The following is a 25,237-nucleotide window of genomic DNA, read 5'->3' as shown; positions in this document are numbered from 1 at the left end:
CTCGAACGGGCAGGTGAGATAAGTGGTACACAGCGGAAACATTGCGTCGACGAGAGGAAACAATGGCCACCTACGCTGGTTTTACCTGGACAAAGACGTCCACGAAACCACTGAAAGGACACCACCATGATGCTCTTGAAGACCCTGAACTTTTTCCTCGACGCCAGCGGCAGCCATAGCGGATCCGGCGATTCCAACAGCGAACCCGCTCCTGCCTTTACTACCGAACGCCTGACCTCCAGCGCTTGGGAGGGTTGGTGGGACGACGCCGATCAGGGCTTCCCCGCCGAAGCCTGAGTCGTCAACCCGCCACAAGCCCGTCCCAGGACCACTTGGGAACCATCCGGCCAGCGGGGACGTCCTCTGCTGAGCGCTGATAGCGGGCGGCGGTCCAATGCGTGCCCCACCACCTCGTCCGGCCAGGAACGGATTCAGGAGGCTCGCGCAGCGAGCTGCACCTTGGCCTTCGGCAGGCCGATGAAGGTGACCGAACCGCCGTCCGGCGCTGTCAATTCCAGCCTGATGTTTCGCGAGCCCTCTTGGGGTTCGATTGAGTCCACCAGGAAAACCTCACCGCTGATCCGGACGCTGTCACCGTTTCTGATGGTTTTGAGCTTGGTGTTGTGCGCTTCAGTGCTCATGGCGGGGAGCTCCACGTCGGCTACTTGTTCTTCCTGGGCTCGTCACCGTGAGTTTCACGGATTTCTTCGCCGTCCCGAACCACTTGGTCTTCCTTTTCCTGCATCTTGTCGCTCTTCTTGGTATCGCGCGGCGGCAGTTGGATGCTTTCTTCGGCTTTAATACCGCCCTGCAGTTGGCGTCCGCGCTCCATCTCGGCATCGAATTCGGCTCCGAACAGCAAGGACATGTTCAGGATCCAGAGCCACAGCAGCATGATGATCACGCCTGCGAGAGCGCCGTACGTCTTGTTGTAGTTGCTGAAGTTGGCAACGTAGAAGCCGAAACCCAGCGACGCCAGCGCGAAAATTACCAGAGCGATCAGGGAACCCATGCTCATCCAACGGAACTTAGGCTGCTTGACGTTGGGGGTGAAGTAGTAGAGCACCGCAATGATCGCCACCACAATGATGATGAGGACCGGCCACTTGGCGATGTTCCAGACGGTCAGGAACGTCTCCGACATTCCGATTGCGCCTCCTACCGCCTCCGCTACGGGACCGCTCAGCACCAGCATCCCTGCCACCAACGCAGCGCCCACAACGGAGACAACGGTGACCGCCAACATCGTGCCGCGCAGCTTGACGAAACCGCGGCCTTCGTCCACTTCGTACACCCGGTTCATCGCCCGGCTGAAGGCTGTGGTGTACCCGGAAGCGGACCAAAGCGCCACCAGAATACCGAGAATCAGCGCGAAGCCAGCGGCGTTGGACTGAGTCAGCTCCTCGATGGGCTGACGCATGGCGTCTACGCCCGGTCCCGGAGCGAACTGCTGGACAATATCCAGCAGGGCGCCGGTGGTTTTTCCTGCATCGCCGAAGATCCCGATCAGAGAGACCAACGCCAAGAGCGCCGGGAACAGGGCAAGCACTGCGTAATAGGTCAAACCAGCAGCAGCGTCCGGGCACTGATCCTTGGTGAACTCCCGCAAGGTCCGCTTGGCGATGTACATCCACGTGGGCTTGGCGAGGTCGTTGGGACTATCCGGCTTGCGCGAATCTTCGGGGGAAGGTGCGGTCTTCGCCTTGGCGGTGCTGGTGTGGGCTGAGTCTTGTGTAGTCATGGGGCACTCGTCCGTTGGGGTAGTTTGCGCGAACAACTGGCCCATCAATAGTAAGCATGCTGATGATTCATTCGGAAGAACCTACGCCGAATTATCGCCTACGAGTCCGGAAGATTATCGCGGACCTGACGGTGCGGCGTGATTCGAGCGCTCCCCAAGGCTGAGCCCTGGGGAGTACAGCTAGGCCAGCTTGCTCGCCAGCAGGAACTCGAACGGGGACTCAATCACGGACCTGATGACTTGGCCCGCGGCTCCGAGGAGCGTTCCGGAATGCTCAAGGGAAGAAACCGTGAGGTTGCCCGGATCCAGCAGGCCCGGCGCGTGGCGCTCCAAACTGCCGAGCAACGCCGGCCTGAGCCACTCCGCCAGTACGGCGAAATGCCCGCCGAGGACTACGGCTTCAATATCCATCAACCGGGCAGAAGACGCGAGCGCAACGCCTAAGTACCTCCCGGCGTCGTGAACTGCCTGCGTGGCTTGCAGCTCCTGGGCGGTCAAGGCCGCCAGTAGCAGTTGCGTGCGTCCGCCCAGCGAGCCATCCGGGATGCCGGCCGCCTCGAAAATAGCCTCCTGGCCGGCAAAGGTTTCCAAGCATCCGGCTCCACCGCAGGAACAAGCCGGCCCGTCCGGGTGCACCACGATGTGGCCAAGTTCGCCCGCCGACCCGCCAGGTCCGGTGTAAAGCTCCGAGCCGATGATGACGCCCCCGCCCACGCCCACCTCACCTGAGACGTAAAGGAAGTCCGGCCGGCCTTCGCCATACCAAAGCTCTCCCAGCGCGGCACTGTTGGCCTCGTTGGACAATCTGACGCCAAGCGGGGCGCCTTCCAGCAAGGACCTAGGATTCAGCTCCTTGTGTTCCCAGTGCAGGTTGGGGGCGGACAACACCATGTTGCGCTGCTCATCCACCAGGCCCGGCACCGCCAGTCCGCCACCGAGGATCGAGATGTCCGCTGCGGCCGCGGCGGCTATGGCTTGGGCAGCCAGACCACCCAAGCGTTCCATGACCTTTTCAGGCTCCAGCCCCCGGTTTCGGGATTCAACGGTGGAGTGGAACCGGAGGTTGCCCCCCAGGTCTACGAGGCCAACAGCCAGGTAATCCACATTGATCTCCATGCCCACCACGCCACGGCGCGCGCTGAGCTCCAAGCCTTGGCCCGGCCGCCCCCGTTCACCGTCGCGATACAGACCAACTTCCGAGACCAGCCCGGATTCAACCAGATCGGCAACCAAGCTGGAAACGGCTGCCTTGGTGAGCCCGGTTCCGGCAGCCAACTGCGCGCGGCTGGGCTTGGCATCCCCGGTCCGTGCGATGGAGTCCATCACCAATGAAAGATTTCGACGGCGGACGTCACCTACGCGTCCGGGCGCGGCTTGCTCATTCACTGGCGTGGGACCTCCCTGCAGATTCAAAAAATTCTCCCGCTTCCATTGACCATGATCCATTATCCCTCATATAGTTCAGATTGAAAACTAATTGGAATGATCTTCTTCCAGTTCTTCCCAGTGCTTTGCAAAGGAGCAAAAATGACCCCGCAGCCCACCCCGCAGGACCGCTTCACCTTTGGCCTCTGGACCGTCGGCTGGACCGGCGCCGATCCGTTCGGCGTAGCCACCCGCCCGGCGCTGGACCCGGTGGAAGCAGTCCACAAGCTCAGCGAGCTTGGCGCCTACGGCATCACGTTCCACGACAATGACCTGATCCCCTTCGACGCCACGGCGTCCGAGCGCGACCTCATCCTGAAGAACTTCAAGGCAGCGTTGGCCGAGACCGGACTGAAGACGCCCATGGTCACCACAAACCTGTTCAGCCACCCTGTGTTCAAGGATGGCGGGTTCACCTCGAACGACCGTTCCATCCGCCGCTTTGCCCTGAGCAAGATCCTCCGGAACATCGATCTCGCTGCTGAACTGGGTGCCGAGACCTTCGTGATGTGGGGCGGCCGCGAAGGCAGCGAATACGACGGCTCCAAGGATCTTTCCGCAGCCCTGGATCGCATGAAGGAAGGCGTGGACACCGCGGCCGGCTACATCAAAGAGAAGGGCTACGGCCTGCGCATCGCCCTTGAGCCCAAGCCGAACGAACCCCGCGGCGACATCTTCCTGCCCACCGTGGGCCATGGCCTGGCGTTCATCGCACAGCTGGAACACGGCGACATCGTAGGCCTTAACCCGGAAACGGGCCACGAGCAGATGGCCGGGTTGAACTTCACCCACGGCATTGCACAGGCCCTGTGGGCGGGCAAGCTCTTCCACATCGACCTCAACGGCCAGCGCGGGATCAAGTACGATCAGGACCTTGTTTTCGGCCACGGCGACCTCACCAGCGCCTTCTTCACCGTGGACCTCCTGGAGAATGGCTTCCCCAACGGCGGACCAAAGTACGACGGTCCGCGCCACTTCGACTACAAGCCCTCCCGTACCGACGGTTACGACGGCGTGTGGGAATCAGCCAAGTCCAACATGTCCATGTACCTCCTGCTGAAGGAACGCGCACTGGCCTTCCGCGCGGACCCCGAGGTTCAGGAAGCACTCGCCACCTCAGGCGTCTTCGAACTGGGCGAACCCACGTTGAACGCTGGAGAGACCACGGCGGATCTGCTGGCTGACGCCAGCGCCTTCGACACGTTCGACGCCGATCAGGCCGCCGAGCGCTCGTTCGCCTTCGTCCGCCTCAACCAGCTGGCCATCGAGCACCTGCTCGGCGCCCGCTAGGTCCTTCCCACCCACCGCAACCCCGCCGCCGGGCTCCCAAGGGTTCTCTTTGGAGACTCCTTGCCAGCCCGGCGGCGGTCCCCCTAAGGAACAAAAGCATGCCTCTCGTAGCCGGGATCGACAGCTCCACCCAGTCCTGCAAAGTGGTCATCCGGGATTCAGTCACTGGTGCCTTGGTACGTCAGGGCCGGGCCTCCCACCCCGAGGGCACAGAAGTCCACCCGGATCATTGGTGGTCAGCCCTCCAGGAAGCAATCGCACAGGCGGGCGGGTTGGAAGACGTCGACGCTGTATCCGTCGGCGGCCAGCAGCACGGCATGGTGTGCCTTGACGAGTCCGGAGACGTCGTCCGCCCGGCGCTGCTGTGGAACGACACCCGTTCGGCCACGGACGCGGAAGAACTGATCCTCGAGGCCGGCAATGGAGATGCCACCGCGGGAGCGTCCTACTGGGCATCGCGCACCGGAACCGTGCCGGTGGCATCACTGACGGCCACCAAACTGCGATGGTTGGCACGGAACGAACCCGGAAACGCCCAACGGACAGCAGCCGTATGTCTTCCCCATGATTGGCTGGCCTGGCGCTTGGCCGGCCACGGACCCGGAAGCGGGCCGGCATCCTTGGACCTCCTCCGCACGGACCGCTCGGATGCTTCCGGTACGGGCTACTTCTCTGCCAGCAGCGGCGAATACCTGCCTGAGGTCCTCAACAGCACGCTCGGCCACGTGCCCATACTGCCCGTTGTCGTCGGGCCGTTGGAAGCCGCGGGTAAGACACCTGGCGGCGCATTGATTGGGCCGGGGGCGGGCGACAATGCGGCAGCGGGACTGGGCGTGAGTGCCGCCGTGGGGGATGTTGTCATTTCGATCGGAACATCGGGGACGGTCTTCGCCGTTTCAGATGTTCCAGCGCAGGATGAAAGCGGGCTCGTGGCAGGCTTCGCGGACGCTACAGGCAATTACTTGCCGCTGGCCTGCACGCTCAATGCGACCAGGATCTTCGACGCTACAGCTGCGCTGCTCGGTGTGACCCTCACGGAGCTCGGCGACTTGGCTTTGTCTGCTCCGGAAGGCGCCGAAGGGCTGACTCTCGTCCCGTACTTCGAGGGCGAACGAACCCCGAACCTGCCGGAAGCCACGGGTTCACTCCACGGCATCACGGTTTCCAACTACACTCCCGCCAACATGGCACGGGCCGCAGTGGAGGGCGTGTTGTGTTCGTTGGCCGACGGGCTGGCCGCCCTGCAGGCGCAGGGTGGCTCCGCACAGCGCATCATCCTGGTGGGCGGCGGCGCTCAATCGACGGCGGTCCAACAGATCGCGGCCGCAGCCTTCGGATTGCCCGTCTTCGTCCCAGCACCCGGAGAATACGTGGCGGACGGCGCAGCCAGGCAAGCCGCAGGCATCCTGACAGGCAAATTGCCGGAATGGCCACTCGAGGGAACTGAGGTTGCTCACCGAAAAACCACCGGGAATCCGGAGTTCCTGACGAGGTACCGCCACTACGCTGCCAAGGTGGCCAAGGGCTGATCAACGCCGCGCGTGCTCTATCGTGACAGGGTGAGCACTGAAGAATCCGCACCGTCCCGGCCTCCCGTCATGGAGGACGTTGCCCGAGTGGCAGGTGTCTCCCACCAGACCGTCTCCCGGGTGTTGAATAACCACCCCAATGTGAGCTCAAAGACCCGCGAGCGCGTGGAACAGGCCATCACTGAGCTGGGGTACCGCCGGAACACTGCCGCGCGAAGCCTGGTCACTCGGCGATCCCAGACCATTGGCGTGCTTGGCAGCGAAATGGCACAGTACGGGCCGTCGCACACCCTCCTCGGAGTCCAGCAGGCGGCGAGGGAGGCGGGCTATTTCGTCAGCATCGCGGCCTTGCGGGAAGTAACGCCGGAGACCATCAAGGACGCCATGGCGCACTTCATGGACCAAGGCGTTGACGGCATCGTGGTGACCGTGCCCCACCCGGGGACTTTTGACGTCCTCAAAGACATCACAGCGCAGGTGCCCTTGGTTGCTGTTGGGTCCATCGGTGACGAGCACCTCACGGGCGCCACGGTGGACCAGCGGCAGGGTGCGCGGCTCGCCGTCGAGCATCTCTTGGAACTGGGGCACCAGCGGATAGGACACCTATCCGGGCCCGCTGATTGGATTGACGCCGCTGCCCGCATCGAGGGCTGGCGGGATGCGCTGACGGAGGCCGGGATCGAAGGGGAGACCCTTATTGAGGGCGATTGGAGCGCCGAATGCGGGTACCGCGAAGGTTTGAAAATCGCCGCAGACCGATCCGTGACAGCCCTGTTTGTCGCCAATGACCAGATGGCCCTCGGTGTACTCCGTGCGCTCAACGAACTTGGCGTCCGGGTGCCTGAGGACATCAGCGTGGTGGGCTTTGACGACCAACCGGAGTCGGCATACTTCATTCCGCCGTTGACCACGGTGGCGCAGGACTTCGAGGAACTCGGCCGGCGTTGCATCGGCTTGCTGTTGGATCGGCTGGAGAGCGGCAGCACCGGCACTCCTGTCACGGTGGCACCGCGGCTGGTTGTCCGCTCCACAACGGCGCCGGCCATCAGCTAAGCGTCCCGCCCGCCAAGAACCCGCGTCATGAGCCTCGCTTTCGGACTGCACGCTCTTGACATCAAAGTTGTGAGCGCTAACAATTGCATCAGACCTTCTTCAGTTTTCCACCCCGACCCCCGGCAATGAGGCCTTGGCCAGCCGGATGGAGACCCCATGAATACCTCTGAAAACATCCCGCTCGACGAACAGTTCGTCATTGGCGTGGACTATGGCACTTTGTCCGGCCGCGCCGTCGTTGTGCGCGTATCTGACGGCGCCGAGATCGGCAGTGGCGTGTTCGAATACCCGCACGCCGTCGTGACGGACAACCTGCCCGGAAGCAGCCAGCGACTCCCCGCCGATTGGGCCCTCCAAGTACCCAACGATTACCGCGACGTCCTGCGCAACGCTGTACCGGCCGCCGTCGCCGATGCCGGAATCAACCCGGAAAATGTGGTGGGCATCGCCACCGACTTCACCGCGTGCACCATGGTTCCGACGACGGCGGACGGTACGCCGCTGAACGAACTGGAACGCTTCGCGGATCGACCACACGCCTTCGTCAAGTTGTGGCGTCACCATGCGGCCCAGCCGCAGGCGGACCGCATCAACCAGCTCGCCGCAGAACGCGGCGAATCTTGGCTTCCCCGTTACGGCGGTCTGATCTCTTCTGAGTGGGAGTTCGCCAAGGGACTGCAGCTCCTTGAGGAGGATCCGGAAGTTTACGGCGCCATGGAGCACTGGGTTGAGGCCGCCGACTGGATCGTTTGGCAGCTCTGCGGCAGCTACGTCCGCAACGCCTGCACCGCCGGGTACAAGGGCATTTACCAGGACGGAAAGTACCCGTCCCAGGACTTCCTGACTGCACTCAACCCGGATTTCAAGGACTTTGTGTCCGAAAAGCTCGAACACACCATCGGCCGCTTGGGAGATGCCGCCGGCTACCTCACGGAAGAAGCCGCGGCATGGACCGGCCTCCCAGCGGGAATCGCAGTAGCAGTAGGCAACGTGGACGCCCACGTCAGCGCACCGGCCGCGAACGCCGTTGAACCAGGACAGCTAGTAGCGATCATGGGCACCTCCACCTGCCACGTAATGAACGGGGACGTCCTCCGCGAAGTCCCCGGCATGTGCGGAGTGGTGGACGGCGGCATCGTGGATGGGCTGTGGGGTTACGAAGCAGGCCAGTCAGGAGTGGGCGACATCTTCGGTTGGTTCACCAAGAACGGAGTACCACCGGAATACCACCAAGCCGCCAAGGACAAGGGCTTGGGCATCCACGAGTACCTCACCGAACTCGCGGAAAAGCAGGCAATCGGCGAGCACGGGCTGATCGCCTTGGACTGGCACTCGGGCAACCGCTCAGTGCTGGTGGACCACGAACTCTCCGGCGTGGTGGTGGGCCAGACCCTGGCCACCAAGCCCGAGGACACATACCGGGCGCTGCTGGAAGCCACTGCCTTTGGCACCCGGACCATCGTGGATGCCTTCCGCGATTCCGGCGTCCCGGTCAAGGAGTTCATCGTGGCCGGAGGGCTCCTGAAGAACAAGTTCCTGATGCAGGTGTACGCCGACATTACCGGCCTGCAGCTCTCCACCATCGGATCGGAGCAGGGTCCTGCGCTGGGCTCGGCAATCCACGCCGCCGTGGCCGCAGGGAAATACAAGGACATCCGTGAAGCCGCCTCCTCCATGGCTGCCGCTCCCGGCGCCGTCTACACGCCCATCCCGGAAAACGTGGCCGCCTACGAGGTCCTCTTTCAGGAATACCGCACCCTGCACGACTACTTCGGCCGCGGCACCAACAACGTCATGCACCGCCTCAAGGCCATCCAACGCGCTGCGATCCTAGGCTCCTCACACGAAGGACCAGCGACTCAGGCCAGCACCTTGGAAGGAGCATCCGCATGAGCTCGCTTCTGGAATCCATCGCGAAGGTCCGCAGGGACGTCTGCGATCTGCATGCCGAACTGACCCGCTACGAATTGGTCGTTTGGACCGCAGGCAACGTGTCGGGCCGTATCCCGGGTCACGACCTCATGGTCATCAAGCCATCCGGCGTCTCCTATGACCAGCTCACTCCTGAGCTCATGGTGGTCACTGACCTGTACGGCACACCCGTCCGGGGAATGAACACCGGGAGCGCCGGCACCGTGGATTGGGGCAACCCGGAGCTCTCCCCGTCCTCCGATACCGCAGCGCACGCCTACGTCTACCGGCACATGCCCGAGGTAGGAGGTGTGGTCCACACCCACTCCACTTACGCCACGGCCTGGGCTGCGCGCGGCGAGGAAATCCCCTGCGTGCTGACCATGATGGGCGATGAGTTCGGCGGGCCCATTCCGGTGGGACCGTTCGCGCTGATCGGCGACGACTCCATCGGCCAAGGCATCGTGGAGACCCTCAAGAACTCCAACTCCCCCGCGGTCCTGATGCAGAACCACGGCCCCTTCACCATCGGCAAGTCCGCCCGCGAGGCCGTCAAGGCTGCGGTGATGTGCGAGGAAGTGGCCAGGACGGTCCATATTTCCCGCCAACTCGGTGAGCCACTGCCCATTGACCAGGCCAAGATCGAGTCCCTCTACAAGAGATACCAGAACGTTTACGGCCGCTAAAGCGCAGCCGCTCACAAAGCAGCCGCTTTCAGCCCGTAGCCACCACGCCGGACCCCATACTCCAGGAGCACCACATGCCCAGCGCCACCAGTAATCCCGCTAACAACACCTCCCTCGAGCAGTACGAGGTGTGGTTCCTCACCGGCAGCCAGCACCTTTACGGCGAAGACGTCCTTAAGCAGGTAGCAGCGCAGTCACAGGAGATTGCCAACGCCCTCAATGCCAACAGCAACGTTCCGGTCAAGCTCGTCTGGAAGCCGGTCCTCACCGATTCCGATGCCATCCGCCGCACAGCACTCGAAGCCAACGCGGACGATTCCGTGATCGGCGTGACCGCTTGGATGCACACGTTCAGCCCCGCCAAGATGTGGATCCAGGGCCTGGACGCACTGCGCAAACCCCTGCTTCACCTGCACACGCAGGCCAACAGGGACCTTCCCTGGGCCGACATCGACTTCGACTTCATGAACCTCAACCAGGCAGCCCACGGAGACCGCGAGTTCGGGTATATCCAGTCGCGACTCGGCGTGCCGCGGAAGACCGTCGTCGGACATGTCAGCAACCCTGAGGTTGCCCGCCAGGTTGGTGCGTGGCAGCGCGCCTCGGCTGGTTGGGCCGCCGTCCGCACACTGAAGTTGACCCGTTTCGGCGACAACATGCGCAACGTCGCCGTCACCGAAGGCGATAAGACCGAAGCCGAGCTTCGCTTCGGCGTCTCGGTGAACACCTGGTCCGTCAACGAGCTCGCTGACGCTGTCCACGGCGCGGCAGAGTCCGACGTCGACTCCTTGGTTGCCGAGTACGAGCGGCTTTACGAGGTGGTCCCCGAACTTAAGAAGGGCGGCGCCCGCCACGAGTCGCTGCGCTACAGCGCCAAGATCGAACTGGGTCTCCGCAGCTTCCTGGAGGCCAACGGTTCCGCAGCTTTCACAACCTCGTTCGAGGACCTGGGGGCGCTGCGTCAACTCCCAGGCATGGCGGTCCAGCGCCTCATGGCTGACGGTTATGGCTTCGGCGCCGAGGGCGACTGGAAGACCGCCATCTTGGTGCGCGCCGCCAAAGTCATGGGCGGCGACCTGCCCGGCGGTGCCTCCCTCATGGAGGACTACACGTACCACCTGGAACCGGGAAGTGAGAAGATCCTGGGCGCGCACATGCTGGAGGTCTGCCCGTCATTGACCGCCAAGAAGCCGCGCGTTGAGATTCACCCGCTGGGCATCGGCGGCAAGGAAGACCCCGTCCGCATGGTGTTCGACACCGACGCCGGTCCCGGCGTCGTGGTGGCGTTGTCCGATATGCGGGATCGCTTCCGTCTGGTGGCGAACGTGGTGGACGTCGTGGATCTTGACCAGCCGCTGCCCAACTTGCCGGTTGCCCGCGCACTCTGGGAGCCCAAACCCAACTTCGCTACCTCCGCCGCCGCGTGGCTCACCGCCGGCGCCGCGCACCACACGGTATTGTCCACGCAGGTGGGTCTGGACGTGTTCGAGGACTTCGCCGAAATCGCCAAGACCGAACTTCTCACCATCGATGAGGACACCACCATCAAGCAGTTCAAGAAGGAACTCAACTGGAACGCGGCCTACTACAAGCTGGCCGGCGGCCTGTGAGCACCGAATTCACGCTGAGCGCGGGCGGCTACACGGCAGTTGTCACCGCCCGCGCGGCCGCGCTGCGCGTCCTGCAGTTTGAAGGCCGGGACCTCATTGTCCCGTTTCCGGAGGGTGGTCCCATCCCGGACTACCGTGGCGTTATCGCCGCGCCGTGGCCCAACAGGATCGCCGACGGCACGTACAGCTTCGACGACGTGGAGCACCACGTGCCGATCAACGAACCGGAGCGGGCCACGGCCTTGCACGGGCTCGCCTTCCCGCTCGATTGGGTCCTGAAAGAGTCCGACGCCGGTTCGCTCACCTTGACGTGCACGGTAGGACCCACGGCCGGGTACCCTTTCGTGCTGGAGCTTTCGGCCCGGTTCATGCTGGACGAGGCCGGGCTGCACACGCAGGTGACGGCCAGGAACGCAGCCGATGTCGCTGCTCCCTACGGCGTCTGCCCGCACCCCTATCTCGTGGCGGGCACCTCGCCTCTGAATGAATGGGTCCTTGAGTTCGCTGCGGATTCATTCTTGGAAGTCACCCCGGACAGGCTGCTGCCAGTGGGCGTCGTGGGCGTGGAGGGCCACGCGTTCGACTTCCGCAATGCGCGGGCCATCGGCAGCACGGAAATCGATCACGCCTTCACGGGAATAACGTTCGACGGCGGGCTGGCGCGGCTGGCGCTGAGGGACCCGGCGGGCACCGGCGTCGGAATGTCCTGGGACGAAAGCTGCCCTTGGCTGCAGATCCATACGGCCGACAAGCCGGCACCGATCCCGAGCCGCATTGGCCTGGCCGTGGAGCCCATGACCTGCCCGCCGGATGCCTTCAACAGCGGCACGGAGCTGATCCGGCTGGAACCGGGCGCATCACACACGGCGTCCTGGAGCATATACGCCCTGTAGTTACCCAACTGAGTCGCAGTTCAGGCCGTTTTGACCGCTCAAGACGGCCTTAATTGCGACTCAGTCGGGTGAGCCGGCCGTGCTTTGGCGGACCACAAGTTCGGGCGTGAACACCACTGCCCGGTGCTTGGTTCCGCCGCTGTCCTGCTCCTCAGCGAGCAGCTCGATTGCCGTCCGGCCCAACGCTTCTGTCGGCTGGCGGATGGAGGACAACGGGACCACTGCGGAGATGGCGAAATCGATGTCGTCGTAGCCAATGAGGGCGATGTCCTCCGGGATGCGCACCGTCCGCAGCATTGTCAGGGATTGCATGACTCCGAGCGCCAGGAGGTCGTTGGAGCAAAAGACCGCTTCAGGCCGTGCCGCCGGGTCTCTTTCCACCAGCTTGTTGCCCACTTTGCGACCGGTCAGGACTGTCTGCCCTTCGGAGTCGAGCACCTCGATGCTGGCATCCGATACTTCGCCGACAGCGCGCTGCGCGCCCTTGAGTCGGCTGGCCACCTGGCGGATGGAGGGCGTACCAACAAAGGCCAGACGACGGCGGCCCAAGTCCAGCAGGTGCCTGGCGGCCAGATACCCACCTTCCTCGTCATCCACGGAGACTGAGCTGCAGCGCTCGGTGTCCGCGAGCTCATCTACCAGGACGGTGGGGACTCCCCGTTCGCGGAGGGTATCGATCCGTTCTCCGACGTCGCCTACCGGAGAAATCAGCAGGCCCTGGACGCGCTGTTCCTGGAACAGGTCCATGTAGTGGGCTTCACGGGAGGCGTCTTGGCCGCTATCCCCCACCAGCACCACGCTTCCAAGGGCCGTGGCAGCATCTTCAGCGGCACGAGCCACGGAGGAGAAGAACGGGTTTCCAACGTCGAGCACGATCAAGCCGATGGTGCGGCTCTGGCCAGCACGGAGTTGGCGGGCGGCGTCATTGCGGACGAAGCCTAGTTCAGCGATGGATTTGAGAACGCGTTCCTTGGTCCTCTGTGAAACCCGGTCCGGATAGTTCAGCACATTGGAAACAGTTCCCACTGCTACCTGGGCGTGAGTGGCAACGTCTTTGATGCTGGCTGTCTGGGACATGCTTTCCGATCTCCGCTGGCTGACGTCAATGTGTTGGAAACGCCTTGACACCCTCCCGTTTACGAGGGTAATTTGAATCGTAACAAATGAAACGATTCAAAGACGAGTAACCCTGGAGATCCGCACATGAGGGTTTGTTTCCGCTCTTCAGTCCAACCGGAACTGATGGCCGAGTACAAGCAGCGCCACGCCGCCGTATGGCCGGAGATGCTGGCCGCACTGAAGAACGCCGGGTGGAACAACTACTCACTGTTCCTCGCTCCGGATGGCCAATTGATCGGCTACCTGGAATGCGAAGACTACGAGGCAGCGCAGGCCCGCATGGCCGTGACAGAGGTCAACGCCCGCTGGCAGGCCGAGATGGCCACCCTCTTCGCGAACAGCGATGTCCTTCCGGACCAAGGTTTTGAGGTGGTCGAGGAAGTTTTCAACCTCGAAGACCAACTTGCTGCGGCGGACGACGCCACAGCCGCCGCCACCACACACATAGACAAAGACCCCGCCCACGAGTACCAAAAGGAACAAGCATGAACACCACAGAATCGGCCCTGGGCCGTCTAGGGGAACTGGCCATTGAAGTGCCGTCCTGGGCCTACGGAAATTCCGGGACCCGGTTCAAGGTCTTCGGCACTGCAGGTACACCGCGCACCGTCCAGGAAAAGATCGCGGACGCCGCGAAGGTCCACGAGCTCACCGGCCTGGCCCCCACGGTCGCCTTGCACATCCCGTGGGACAAAGTGGACGACTACTCGGCCCTGCGCGAGTACGCCGCGGGTCTGGGTGTTGGGTTGGGCACCATCAACTCCAACACGTTCCAGGATGACGAGTACAAGTTCGGCTCGCTGACCTCGTCCAACGAGTCCGTGCGTCGCCGGGCCATTGATCACCACTTGGAGTGCATCGAGATCATGCACGCTACCGGTTCCAAGGACCTGAAGATCTGGCTGGCGGATGGCACCAATTACCCTGGCCAGGACGATATCCGCGGCCGCCAGGACCGCCTCGCCGAGTCCCTCCAGGAAATCTACGCAGGCCTCGGCGACGAGCAGCGCCTGGTCCTGGAGTACAAGTTCTTCGAGCCGGCTTTCTATCACACCGATGTTCCGGACTGGGGCACTTCCTACGCTCAGACCCTTGCCCTGGGTGAGAAGGCGTTCGTTTGCCTGGATACCGGGCACCACGCCCCGGGTACCAACATCGAGTTCATCGTGATGCAGCTCCTGCGCCTGGGCAAGCTGGGTTCGTTCGACTTTAACTCCCGCTTCTACGCCGATGACGACCTGATTGTTGGCGCGGCCGATCCGTTCCAGCTGTTCCGCATCATGCACGAGGTCATCCGCGGCGGCGGTTTCGGCAAAGATTCCGGCGTCGCGCTGATGCTGGACCAGTGCCACAACTTGGAAGAGAAGATCCCCGGCCAGATCCGCTCAGTGCTCAACGTCCAGGAAATGACGGCCCGCGCCCTGCTCGTGGACACCGCAGCACTCTCCGAAGCGCAGCGTGCCGGGGACGTTCTGGCCGCCAACGGCATCTTCAACGATGCCTTCTACACCGACGTCCGCCCGGTCCTGGCCGAGTGGCGCGAATCCCGCGGCCTCCCCGCCGACCCGATGGCCGCGTACAAGGCCAGCGGTTACCAGAAGAAGATCAACGAGGACCGCGCAGGCGGCCAGCAAGCCGGATGGGGCGCTTAAGAGCATGACCACGAATAAGACTGTTGAAGAACTGATCAGCCGTTCCAACCGCCTCGGTGCGGATAAGCGGAACACCAACTTCGCCGGCGGCAACACCTCCGCAAAGGGCACCGAGAAGGATCCGGTGACGGGTCAGGACGTTGAACTCCTGTGGGTCAAGGGCTCCGGCGGAGACCTCGGCACGCTGAATGCTGAGAACCTTGCAGTCCTTCGGCTGGACCGGCTGCAGGCACTCAAGGATGTTTACCCCGGCGTCGAGCGTGAAGACGAAATGGTGGCCGCCTTTGATTACTGCCTGCACGGCAAGGGCGGCGCTGCACCGTCGATCGATACCGCCATGCATGGTCTCGTTGATGCTGCCCATGTTGACCACCTGCACCCGGACTCGGGCATCGCGATCGCCACCGCAGTGGACGGCGAAGCCCTGACGTCCAAGGTCTTCGGCGACAAGGTCGTGTGGGTTCCGTGGCGTCGCCCTGGTTTCCAGCTGGGCCTGGACATCGCGGCGATCAAGGAAGCCAACCCGCAGGCCATCGGCACCATTCTGGGTGGCCACGGCATCACCGCATGGGGCGCCACCAGCGAAGAGGCCGAGGCCAACTCGTTGTGGATCATCGATCAGGCCGAGAACTACATCAAGGACAACGGCAAGGCCGAGCCCTTCGGCGCCACGCTTCCCGGCTACAGCGCCCTCCCCGAGGCCGAGCGCAGGGCCAAGGCGGCCGCCCTCGCACCAGTGATCCGAGGCCTGGTCTCCACCGACAAACCGCAGCTGGGGCACTTCAGCGATGACGCCGTCGTGCTTGAATTCCTTGAGTCCGCAGAGCACCCGCGCCTCGGTGCGCTGGGCACGTCCTGCCCGGACCACTTCCTGCGGACCAAGGTCAAGCCGCTGGTCCTGGACCTGCCGGCCGATGCCTCGATCGAAGACTCCGTGGCCCGGCTCAAGGAACTGCACGCGGCCTACCGCGAGGACTACCAGGCGTACTACGACCGGCATGCTGACGCTGATTCACCGGCGCTGCGTGGCGCGGACCCGGCCATCGTGCTGATCCCCGGCGTGGGCATGTTCTCCTTCGGCAAGGACAAGCAGACCGCACGCGTGGCCGGCGAGTTCTACATCAACGCCATCAACGTGATGCGCGGCGCGGAGGCGATCTCCACGTACGCCCCGATCGAGGAATCCGAGAAGTTCCGCATCGAGTACTGGGCGCTGGAAGAAGCCAAGCTCGCCCGGATGCCCAAGCCCAAGTCCCACGCAACCCGCATCGCGCTGGTGACCGGTGCGGCGTCGGGCATCGGCAAGGCGATCGCCACCCGCCTGGCGTCCGACGGCGCGTGCGTGGTCATTGCCGACCTGAACCTTGAGAACGCACAGAAGGTTGCCGAGGAACTGGGCGGTTCCGACGTCGCCATCGGCGTCCAGGCGGACGTGACCGATGAAGCGCAGATCGCTGCCGCGGTTCAGGAGGCCGTGCTCGCCTTCGGCGGCCTGGACCTGGTGGTCAACAACGCCGGGCTGTCCATCTCCAAGCCGCTGCTGGAAACCACCGAGAAGGACTGGGACCTGCAGCACAACGTCATGGCCAAGGGCTCGTTCCTGGTGTCCAAGGCCGCGGCCAAGGTCATGATCGATCAGGGCATGGGCGGAGACATCATTTACATCTCCTCCAAGAACTCCGTGTTCGCCGGCCCCAACAACATCGCCTACTCCGCTACCAAGGCAGACCAGGCCCACCAAGTGCGACTGCTCGCCGCCGAACTGGGCGAGCACGGTGTCCGCGTCAACGGCATCAACCCCGACGGCGTGGTCCGAGGCTCCGGCATCTTCGCCGGCGGCTGGGGCGCCAAGCGTGCCGCCGTGTACGGCGTGGACGAGCAGGAACTGGGCAAGTACTACGCCCAGCGCACGCTCCTCAAGCGCGAAGTCCTCCCGGAGAACGTGGCCAATGCCGCGTCCGTGCTCACCAGCAACGAGCTCTCCCACACCACCGGCCTCCACATCCCCGTGGACGCCGGCGTGGCAGCAGCATTCCTCCGCTAGGACCAACAGTGACCAACGGAACCACCACGAACACCGCCCCGGCATACGCCGGGGCGGTGTGCGCTCCCGCAGACATCAACGCGGTGTTCGCCGCCATCGACATCGGAGCCTCCTCCGGCCGCGTCATGCTCGGCCGCGTCTCCCCCTCCACAGGCGTCTCCCTCGAGACGATCCACCGCTTTCCCAACGGAGTAGTGGAGCTCGACGGCGGCCTCCACTGGGATTTTGACGCCCTGTTCGCCGAGGTGCTCAAGGGACTCACGGCGGCCGCTTCCGTGGCGGCCACGAACGGCGAGCGCATCGTGAGCGTCGGCATCGACACCTGGGCAGTGGACTACGGCCTGGTGAACAAAGCCGGCGAACTCACCGCGCAACCCTACAGCTACCGGGACGCGCGCAGCCGGGCCACGGTGGGACGGGTCCATGCGGCCATTTCCCCGGAGAAGCTGTATGCCACCACCGGCTTGCAGTACTTGCAGTTCAACACTTTGTACCAGCTGGCGGCGGAGCCGAACCTGGACGGGGTACAGGCTCTCCTGATCCCGGACCTGATCGCGTTCCTACTCACGGGAGAGCGTCGGACCGAGGCTACCAACGCTTCCACCACGGGGCTCTTCGATGCCGTCAAGGGCGAGTGGGCCACCGGATTTTTGGATGCCTTGGGGCTCCCTCGGAGCATCTTCCCGCCGCTCATCCAGCCCGGCGAAACCGTGGGCACACTGTTGCCGGCGATCCTGAAGCAGACGGGCTTGCCCGCGGATGCCACGGTGGTGGCCGTGGGTTCCCATGACACAGCATCAGCCGTGGCGGCCGTCCCCGCTGACGGAGACGACTTCGCCTATATCTCCTCCGGTACCTGGTCCCTGGTGGGCGTGGAGTTGGACGCCGCAGTGCTGACCGAAGCGAGCCGTAGCGCCAACTTCACCAACGAACGCGGCGTGGACGGAACCATCCGCTATCTCCGCAACGTCGGCGGCCTGTGGTTGTTGAGCGAATGCCAGCGTTACTGGGCTGCCCAGGGATTGAGCCAATCGCTCCCTGCCTTGCTGGAGTCCGCTGCTGCTCTTCCTGCTGGCGGGCCGCAGATCAACGCCGATGATCCGGCCTTCACGGCACCTGACAACATGCCTGATCGTATCCGCGCAGCTGTGCGCAACACAGGTGCGCTGCTCCCGGACCGGCCTGCCGCCGTCGTGCGTTGCATCATGGACAGCCTTGCGGCCGGTTACGCCAGAACGCTGGCCGATGCCGAGCGGCTCACCGGTCGAAGCACCAGCGTGGTGCACATAGTTGGAGGCGGTTCCCAGAACCGGCTCCTGTGCCAGCTCACCGCAGACGCGACTGGCAAATCCGTGATCGCGGGACCTGTGGAAGCGACGGCACAGGGCAACGTCCTGGTGCAGGCGCGTGCTGCGGGTGTAGTCGCGGGTGGCCTAAGTGAGCTGCGCGCGCTCGTTGCGGCGGGAACGCAACTGGTGCGGTACGAATTTAGGGATGCTTTTGCGTCACAATCAGGAGGATCCTAGTTAGAGCCGAGTCTACGACGAACAAATGTAACCGAATGGTGCCATAATAGAGCAATGAACATGAACGCGGAGGCTGTTGGCCGCACTATGCGCGAGCGACGGAAAGCCCTCGGCTATACGCAACAAGCCCTGGCTGACTCCATAGGGACTTCCCGCAAGTTTGTTGTGGACCTGGAATCAGGAAAGGAAGGTGCATCCTTCGGGTTGGCCCTGAAGGCGATGCGAGTCCTCGGCCTGGAAATAACCTCCCATGAGAGCTCTTTCCATGAATTCGCGGCTGACTTTGAACGCACTCTGAACGAGGGCGACTACCACTACGCCATCCGGTTGCTGGGCGAATACACCAACTCCTCGCTCGCTGCGGGCCGGGCACTGATGCCCGCCGCCCCTTCCTTCAATGACGATGCTTACCGGGCAGCACTTGGCGCAGTCACGCTATGGGTCTCAGCAAAGACCGGCTCTCCCGCACCAAAGTGGGCGAAAAACGCCAAGGCATCGTCGCAGCCGGTTTTCCTGGCCGAGAAGCTCCATCCGGTCAGTGACCGAATGAAAGACCTCATTCGTAGTGAGACTCCCGCTGAGATCGCTGCAATGAACGTATGGATCCGCGAGAGAGATTTGGCCACGGTTTGAGGGTGCTCGAATTCCAACGTGCCGACGTGGTTGAACTGCTTCGCGAATAGGAAGCCCGGCTTGGAACCCGCGGCGTCACCTTAGACATCCAAATCGTAGGTGGCGCCGCACTCCTGCTGCATGGCATCTTGGACCGCGCAACCAGCGATATTGATGCACGCTACACTCCCATTGGCGACGTGGATGAAGTGGCCGCAGCCATGGAGCAGGAGTACGGGTTGCCCCCGAAGTGGCTAAACAGCAATGCAGCAGCCTTCCTCCCCGAAGAAGCGCGGTGGATCGCCGGCCCAAAGGGGACCTCATCAGCCATCCAGCTCGCCGACCTGCCCACCTTGGCTGCAATGAAGATAGCTGCGGAGAGGGCGAAAGACATTGAGGACCTTGGCCACATAGTGCTGGCACTGGGGATCGAAAAAGCCGGCGACCTCGTGCAACTCGCTTTCGAGAAATATGGCGAGCACTCTATAGCTCTCAGCGCACCAGCAGACAATTACGAAATCGTTGCTGAAGAAGCAATGGCCGCAGCCAGAGCCTTGCGTCGACCACCCAGCTAGCCTTTCACTAGCGCTAAGAACGCGAACGTCTGGTACGTCACAGCGCCGGGTGAGGGTGCCGCGCTAAACTGATCGCATTATGATCCGCACAATGTTCAAGTCCAAGATTCACCGCGCAACGGTGACCCACGCCGACCTCCACTACGTCGGTTCGGTCACTGTCGACCTGGACCTCCTGGACGCGGCCGACATCCTTCCCGGCGAGCTCGTCTCCATTGTTGACGTCACCAACGGCGCCCGGCTGGAGACGTACACCATTGCCGGCGAGCGCGGTTCAGGCGTGATCGGGATCAACGGCGCGGCCGCCCATCTGGTACATGTGGATGACACGGTCATCCTCATTACCTACGCGGAAATGACCACGGAAGAGGCCCGGACATACGAGCCCAGGGTGGTCCACGTGGGCAAGGACAACAAGATCCTGCAGCTCGGCAACGACCCCGCAGAGGGCCATACACCCGGTCTCATGCGTCCTCCGCACGCACTCAGTAACGCGGCGCACCTCAGCTAAGGCTCCACAGCAACGTTCGACGTCGGCACTCACCGGAGTGCCGACGTCGAACGCGTTTACACGTCCGTATGACGGAACTCTCGGCAGAAAACGCTTACTCGGACGGCGATTCTGGCTAGGCTGGGAACCGTGATCCAACGATTCCCACACAGCGCAGCCTCATGATTGGTGTCCTGTCCGGGTTCTTCGTGGTGTGGGCCATCATCCTGGTGGGCATGTTCGTTGGACGCCGGAACATCCTTGGCGAGAATGCCCGGTCCGTCCTGAGCTCGCTGACTTTCTTCGTGGCGAGTCCGGCGCTCCTGTTCGAGACCTTGAGCAAAGCCAAACTGCATGACGTCTTTGCCGCCCCGTTGCTGGTCACAGCCGTGGGCGCTGTGGTGACGGGCTTGCTGTTCTTTCTGATTGCGAAGTTCTGGCTGAAGCGGGCCATGCCCGAAGCCCTGATGTCCTCCATGAGCTCGTCCCTGGCCAACTCCGCCAACCTTGGCATCCCGATTGCCGTTTTCGTCCTGGGTGACGCGAGCTACGTGGCACCGCTGCTGATCTTCCAGCTGGCGTTCTTCACGCCCCTGTACCTGATGGCCCTCGACGCCAGCACCAGTACGCACCGAACAACTCCCCTGCGCTTCCTGCTGATGATCGTGAAGAACCCCATGATCGTGGGCTCGGCGCTGGGCCTGTTGGTGGCGGGTACGGGTTTCCACGTCCCGACGCTCATCCTGGAGCCGATCCACCTGATCGGCGGTGCCGCGATTCCGGCCATGCTGATGTCCTTCGGCATGAGCCTGAACGGATCCAAGCCGTTGCAGAAGGCCTCGGGGCGGAGAGTGGATACCCTGCTGGCAAGCGGCTTCAAGCTGATTGTCCACCCCCTGATCGCATACCTGTTCGCCCGCTTCGCGCTGGGCATGGACGGGCACGCACTCTTTGCCGTGGTGGTGACATCCGCGCTTCCCACAGCCCAGAATGTTTTCGTCGCGGCGAACCGTTACCAAGCGGGTATTACCGTGGCCAAGGACACCGTTCTCATCACCACCATCGTGGCCGTGCCGGCCATGATCGCCGTGGCGCTGCTGCTCACCTAGCGCTGAGTTACTCCACGTCCGCACTCGCCAGATAGTGGTCCAAGAGCTGAGCGCAGCGGATGAAGCCCAGATGCGAGTATGCCTGCGGGTGGTTGCCCAAGTGTGTTTCCGTACCGGGATCGTACTCCTCCGGCAGCAAGCCCGTTGGCCCGAACAACGCCACCAGCTGGTTGAACAGCTCCAAGGCATCATCCAAGCGGCCAACGGCAAGGTACGCCTCGATCAGCCAGGTGGTGCAGATGTGGAAACCGCCCTCCAAACCCGGCAGTCCGTCGTCGTACCTGTACCGGAAAACGGTGGGCCCCACACGCAACTCCCGCTCAACGGCAGTGACGGTATCCAGGAAGCGCTGGTCCTGAACATCCAGCAGGCCCGAAAGCCCAACGTGGAGGACGGCGGCGTCCAGGTCAGGGCTGTCGTAAGCCACCGTGTAGGACATTGCAGACGAATCCCAGCCTTCGCGGAGGACTTCCTCGCGGATGGTTTCGGCAGTGGGGGCCCAATCAGCGTGGGCTGGGCGCCCGTGCAAAGCTGCAGCCTGGAGGGCCCTGTCCAGCGTGACCCAACACATGACCTTGGTGTACACATGGTGCCTGGGGGGCCTGCGTGCTTCCCAAATTCCGTGGTCGGGCTCGTGCCAACGGGCAAGCACCGCATGGGCCATCTGCTCCATGAGGAACCAGTGCTCATCGGGCAGGAACCCGCGGCGCTCGGCAAGATCATGGATCAGCTCGGCGATGGGACCGAACACATCCAGCTGCACTTGGTGGTCTGCCGCGTTGCCGATCCGGACCGGACGCGAGCCCGCATAACCGGGCAGGCTCTCCACGATTGCCTCCGTGGACAGAGGAGAGCCGGTCACCGAGTAGAGGGGGTGCAGCCACTCGGGCCCGGGAGCATTCTGGAGGATGCCGTCCAGCCAGGCAAGGAACCCGTCGGCCTCCTGCGTGGAGCCCAACGACACCAGCGCATTCACTGTCATGGACCCGTCACGCAGCCAGCAATACCGGTAGTCCCAGTTGCGGGTTCCCCCGATGCCCTCAGGCAGCGATGTGGTGGGCGCGGCCAGCACGGCGCCGGTGGGTTCGTGGACGAGCGACTTCAGCACCAGCGCGGAGCGCCGCACCAATGACGTTTTGATGGTGGGCAGTTGCAGTGCCTTGATCCACTCCCGGGAGGACTGCCCGACGGCGGCACGCCGGTTTGGTTCGCCGTCCGGGTCAGCGGGTGGTGGCTCGGTGTCACCGCAGCGAAGGTTCAGCACCACAGGACCGTTGTCCAGGGGAATCTCGGCGGTTGCAGTGGCGTATTTACCGTCGCTGGTGATCATGAAGGTGACGCCTTGCGCGGAGAGGATGATCGGATCCGAGGTACCCATGATGTGGACTTCGTCGCCACGGGTCTCCATGCTGAAGGGCGCGTTGGCGTAATCAGGCCTGGGGGCAAACACCACACGCGCAGCCCCCGTTCCGGAGAGGACGCGGACCAGGCTGGTAATGCCTTCCGGCGCGGGCTCCAAGTAATCGGTCACGGTGACATCGGCCCAGCGGGTCTCCACAATCATGGTGTTGTCCACGTAACGCTGCGCCAGCACCTGTGAGGCCTTCACCGGCTCGATGCTGAAGTGGCCGGCGGGCTCACCGCCAAGAATGTGGGCAAAAATCGACCCGGAATCCGGCAAAGGATGGCTCATCCAGCACACTTTGGCGTCCGGGGTAAGCAACGCGGTGGAGCTTCCGTTGCCGATCATGGAATGCCGTTCCAGGCCTACCGCGTCTTCGCCGAACAACCATGCCCGCCGAAGTTCGAACAACAAAGCCAGCACGCGGGCAAAGGCCTCCGGGTCCGGAAGGGTATGTGCCGCCGTCGTATCCCCCGGCCCCACGTGCAGGCCAAGGTCCGGTCCGCGCAGGGTGGCGATCGCTTTTTCGTCACTCTCGGCGTCGCCGGCAAAAAGTGCGGCGCTGACGCCCAGCCGCGCACGAAGCTGCTCCAGGGCCTGGCCTTTGGCCGGTTCCTCAACGGTCAAATCCAGCACCGTTCCATCAATGATGAAATACAGCCCGAACTCGATGGCTATCTTCTGCGAAACGAAGATCACCCGCTCCACTACCTCGGGAGTCGCCGGGCGGGTATGCACGGCAACACCCACGGGTTTGCGGACAACGCTGATGCCCTTCTCGGAAGCAACGGCTTCGGTCAACGCGGCGGCCACTTGTTGAAGCAGCTGCTCCGTGGCGAGGGAGAGCGTGTAGGCATAGCCCATGTCGAACTCCACGCCGTGGGACCCCACCAAGTGAACCTCTGCCGGCAGCCGGGACACCGCCGCCAAATCCCTCAGGGACCTACCCGAAATGATCGCGGTGTGCGTGTTGGGCAAGGCGGCCAGCGCACGGAGTGCCACAGCAGCACTGTCCAGCGGCAACGTTTCCGTGGAAACACCCTCAGCGGAGCAGAGCGTCCCGCCATAGTTGCATGCCACCAGCAGCCCGGGCACCCGGGCGAGTGCCCTGAGTTCCGAGAACAGCTCGGGCGTGATGCCATGCTGCGCGTCGGATTGGAGGACGGTCCGGAGGAGGCCAAGCGGGAGCGATTTCATCAGCAGTGCCGAGTCGGCCACTGCTTGGTTCAAGTGCGTAGGCATGGCGAATCCTTCCGAAGCGGATAGCTATAGTCTCCGCCCGGACGGTTTCGCTTGACTACCTAGTAGATTGCGAATGCGTAAAGCTTTTCCTTGGATTTATGCGCTCACAAGCCCGGCAACCTCGGCCAGCAGTTCCACGGACCGCAGGCGCTCTTCGGTGCCGATGCTCTGGTGGGCCACGATCAGTTCATCAGCATCAGCGAACGCCGCAAACTCGTCGAGGTAGTCGCGCACCACATCCTTGGTACCCACGGCGGAGAACTTCATCATCTGCGCGATGTGCTGACCCTGAGGGGAATCGAGCACCATGTCCGCTTCGTCATCGGTGAACTCGCGGCCGCCACCGAAGAACAGTGACACACGGGCCCGCTTCACTGCGAGATGGATGGCCTGCGCCTCGGCGTTGGAGTCCGCGGCAGTAACGTTCACGCCGGCGATCACGTGCGGCTCGGACAACTGATCCGAGGGCTTGAACTCGCGGCGGTAGACGGCCACAGCATCCTGCAGAGCGGCAGGGGCAAAGTGTGAAGCGAAAGCGTAGGGAAGACCCAACTGGGCGGCCAACTGGGCGCCGAAGAGCGAGGACCCCAGAATGTACAGCGGCACGTTGGTGCCCTTGCCCGGCGTCGCTTCAACACCTTGGATGCGGGTGGGCCCAGTGAGGTAGCCCTGCAGTTCAAGGACATCCTGCGGGAACCTGTCCGAGGACGTGTGGTCGCGCCGCAGCGCGCGCATGGTGTTCTGGTCGCTGCCGGGAGCCCGGCCCAGGCCGAGGTCGATCCGCCCCGGATGCAGCGTTTCCAGCGTGCCGAACTGCTCAGCGATGGTCAACGGCGAGTGGTTGGGCAGCATGACACCGCCGGCCCCGAGGCGGATGGTGTTGGTGTGCGCGGCGACATGGGCGATCAGGACACTCGTAGCCGAGGACGCAATGGCGGACATGTTGTGGTGCTCGGCGTACCAAACGCGGCGGTAGCCCAGCTCTTCAGCCTTCTGCGCCATGGCCACGCTGCCCGCGAGACTTTCCGCCACCGTCTGGCCCTTCCCGATGGTTGCCAGGTCGAGGATGGAAAGAGGAACAGTCACGGTGGAGGCCTTTCGGTACGTTTTGCGGTGCCGCACGGTTGATTGCCGGCACTCTAGCGACAACGACGGCGGCACCCGGCTTATTTCTGTGAGTTGCGTCGCGCGGTGCCTCGGCTTGTGTTTTGTGACCCTGTTCGACGCCCGATTAACTGCCGTGAACCCCTGTATCCCCGCGTTTCGGAGCACTTTGACCGCCTCCCACGGCTGCCGGATAGTTGCAGCCACAAGTACGCATCAGAAAT

21 protein-coding genes and 1 pseudogene are annotated in these 25,237 nt (G+C 63.3%); 16 read left to right on the top strand and 6 right to left on the bottom strand.

What is annotated here, in order from left to right; all coding sequences use genetic code 11:
• The first annotated feature begins 126 nt into the window (after nt 1-126).
• The gene (locus J3A64_RS20825) at nt 127-297 is read left to right on the top strand and encodes a hypothetical protein (protein ID WP_043470743.1); all 171 of its coding nucleotides are present in this window, start codon (nt 127-129) and stop codon (nt 295-297) included.
• A 134-nt stretch (nt 298-431) separates the two neighbouring features.
• Here the strand turns inward: J3A64_RS20825 and J3A64_RS20820 are convergent, their stop codons facing one another.
• The 3 genes from J3A64_RS20820 to J3A64_RS20810 all read right to left on the bottom strand — a co-directional run bounded on the left by J3A64_RS20820 (nt 432) and on the right by J3A64_RS20810 (nt 3,187).
• Entirely contained in the window at nt 432-641 is a 210-nt protein-coding gene (locus J3A64_RS20820; protein ID WP_011776315.1) for a hypothetical protein, read from the bottom strand.
• A gap of 20 nt (nt 642-661) precedes the next feature.
• On the bottom strand, nt 662-1,741 hold the full coding sequence (locus tag J3A64_RS20815) for a YihY/virulence factor BrkB family protein (protein ID WP_043470744.1): 1,080 nt from the start codon (nt 1,739-1,741) through the stop codon (nt 662-664).
• A gap of 180 nt (nt 1,742-1,921) precedes the next feature.
• Complete coding sequence (locus J3A64_RS20810) at nt 1,922-3,187, bottom strand: ROK family transcriptional regulator (RefSeq protein WP_210065698.1); 1,266 nt, start codon at nt 3,185-3,187, stop codon at nt 1,922-1,924.
• Nucleotides 3,188-3,268: 81 nt separating this feature from the next.
• Here J3A64_RS20810 and xylA point away from each other — a divergent pair, with 81 nt between their 5' ends.
• The 7 genes from xylA (at nt 3,269) to J3A64_RS20775 (ending at nt 12,138) form a co-directional block, all read left to right on the top strand.
• Nucleotides 3,269-4,456 carry a xylose isomerase gene (gene xylA, locus J3A64_RS20805; RefSeq protein WP_210065696.1) on the top strand — a complete coding sequence of 396 codons (1,188 nt, stop codon included), beginning with the start codon at nt 3,269-3,271 and terminating at the stop codon, nt 4,454-4,456.
• A gap of 98 nt (nt 4,457-4,554) precedes the next feature.
• Entirely contained in the window at nt 4,555-5,985 is a 1,431-nt protein-coding gene (locus J3A64_RS20800) for a xylulokinase (RefSeq protein WP_210065695.1), read from the top strand.
• A 69-nt stretch (nt 5,986-6,054) separates the two neighbouring features.
• A complete protein-coding gene (locus J3A64_RS20795; RefSeq protein WP_043470746.1) occupies nt 6,055-7,038 on the top strand; it encodes a LacI family DNA-binding transcriptional regulator in 984 nt (327 codons plus the stop codon).
• A gap of 156 nt (nt 7,039-7,194) precedes the next feature.
• The gene (gene araB, locus J3A64_RS20790) at nt 7,195-8,931 is read left to right on the top strand and encodes a ribulokinase (protein WP_210065694.1); all 1,737 of its coding nucleotides are present in this window, start codon (nt 7,195-7,197) and stop codon (nt 8,929-8,931) included.
• On the top strand, nt 8,928-9,635 hold the full coding sequence (locus tag J3A64_RS20785) for an L-ribulose-5-phosphate 4-epimerase (protein ID WP_011776322.1): 708 nt from the start codon (nt 8,928-8,930) through the stop codon (nt 9,633-9,635). The genes araB and J3A64_RS20785 overlap by 4 nt, the downstream gene beginning before the upstream one ends.
• A gap of 74 nt (nt 9,636-9,709) precedes the next feature.
• A complete protein-coding gene (araA, locus tag J3A64_RS20780; RefSeq protein WP_011776323.1) occupies nt 9,710-11,245 on the top strand; it encodes an L-arabinose isomerase in 1,536 nt (511 codons plus the stop codon).
• On the top strand, nt 11,242-12,138 hold the full coding sequence (locus J3A64_RS20775) for an aldose 1-epimerase family protein (RefSeq protein WP_014922964.1): 897 nt from the start codon (nt 11,242-11,244) through the stop codon (nt 12,136-12,138). Before araA ends, J3A64_RS20775 begins: the two co-directional genes overlap by 4 nt.
• 60 nt (nt 12,139-12,198) lie before the next feature.
• On the opposite strand, the gene J3A64_RS20770 is transcribed toward J3A64_RS20775, so the two are convergent.
• Nucleotides 12,199-13,215, bottom strand: coding sequence for a LacI family DNA-binding transcriptional regulator (locus tag J3A64_RS20770; protein WP_210065692.1), 1,017 nt, complete (start codon nt 13,213-13,215; stop codon nt 12,199-12,201).
• Nucleotides 13,216-13,341: 126 nt separating this feature from the next.
• Between J3A64_RS20770 and J3A64_RS20765 the strand changes: the two genes are divergently transcribed.
• The 8 genes and pseudogenes from J3A64_RS20765 to J3A64_RS20730 all read left to right on the top strand — a co-directional run bounded on the left by J3A64_RS20765 (nt 13,342) and on the right by J3A64_RS20730 (nt 21,265).
• A complete protein-coding gene (locus tag J3A64_RS20765; protein WP_011776326.1) occupies nt 13,342-13,746 on the top strand; it encodes an L-rhamnose mutarotase in 405 nt (134 codons plus the stop codon).
• A complete protein-coding gene (rhaI, locus tag J3A64_RS20760; protein ID WP_011776327.1) occupies nt 13,743-14,909 on the top strand; it encodes an L-rhamnose isomerase in 1,167 nt (388 codons plus the stop codon). The genes J3A64_RS20765 and rhaI overlap by 4 nt, the downstream gene beginning before the upstream one ends.
• Nucleotides 14,910-14,913: 4 nt before the next feature.
• On the top strand, nt 14,914-16,953 hold the full coding sequence (locus J3A64_RS20755; RefSeq protein WP_210065690.1) for a bifunctional aldolase/short-chain dehydrogenase: 2,040 nt from the start codon (nt 14,914-14,916) through the stop codon (nt 16,951-16,953).
• Between the two features lie 8 nt (nt 16,954-16,961).
• Nucleotides 16,962-18,479: a rhamnulokinase family protein gene (locus J3A64_RS20750; protein ID WP_307807220.1), complete on the top strand. Its 1,518-nt coding sequence runs from the start codon at nt 16,962-16,964 to the stop codon at nt 18,477-18,479.
• A 54-nt stretch (nt 18,480-18,533) separates the two neighbouring features.
• Nucleotides 18,534-19,112 (top strand): helix-turn-helix domain-containing protein, encoded by a 579-nt coding sequence (locus tag J3A64_RS20745; RefSeq protein WP_210065688.1) that lies wholly within the window; start codon nt 18,534-18,536, stop codon nt 19,110-19,112.
• 80 nt (nt 19,113-19,192) lie between these two features.
• A pseudogene (locus J3A64_RS20740) lies at nt 19,193-19,666 on the top strand (DUF6036 family nucleotidyltransferase); the annotation flags it as partial.
• Nucleotides 19,667-19,745: 79 nt separating this feature from the next.
• Nucleotides 19,746-20,177 carry an aspartate 1-decarboxylase gene (gene panD / locus J3A64_RS20735; RefSeq protein ID WP_011776332.1) on the top strand — a complete coding sequence of 144 codons (432 nt, stop codon included), beginning with the start codon at nt 19,746-19,748 and terminating at the stop codon, nt 20,175-20,177.
• 161 nt (nt 20,178-20,338) lie between these two features.
• Nucleotides 20,339-21,265: an AEC family transporter gene (locus J3A64_RS20730; RefSeq protein WP_014922971.1), complete on the top strand. Its 927-nt coding sequence runs from the start codon at nt 20,339-20,341 to the stop codon at nt 21,263-21,265.
• Between the two features lie 7 nt (nt 21,266-21,272).
• Here the strand turns inward: J3A64_RS20730 and J3A64_RS20725 are convergent, their stop codons facing one another.
• Both J3A64_RS20725 and J3A64_RS20720 read right to left on the bottom strand, forming a co-directional pair.
• The gene (locus J3A64_RS20725; protein WP_210065686.1) at nt 21,273-23,909 is read right to left on the bottom strand and encodes a trehalase-like domain-containing protein; all 2,637 of its coding nucleotides are present in this window, start codon (nt 23,907-23,909) and stop codon (nt 21,273-21,275) included.
• 96 nt (nt 23,910-24,005) lie between these two features.
• Complete coding sequence (locus J3A64_RS20720; RefSeq protein WP_011776335.1) at nt 24,006-24,995, bottom strand: LLM class flavin-dependent oxidoreductase; 990 nt, start codon at nt 24,993-24,995, stop codon at nt 24,006-24,008.
• Between the last annotated feature and the right edge of the window lie 242 nt (nt 24,996-25,237).

This window comes from Pseudarthrobacter sp. PvP004 (genome assembly GCF_017876035.1).
Classification (GTDB): Bacteria; Actinomycetota; Actinomycetes; order Actinomycetales; family Micrococcaceae; genus Arthrobacter; species Arthrobacter aurescens_A.
This window is presented reverse-complemented; position numbering and strand designations above follow the sequence as displayed.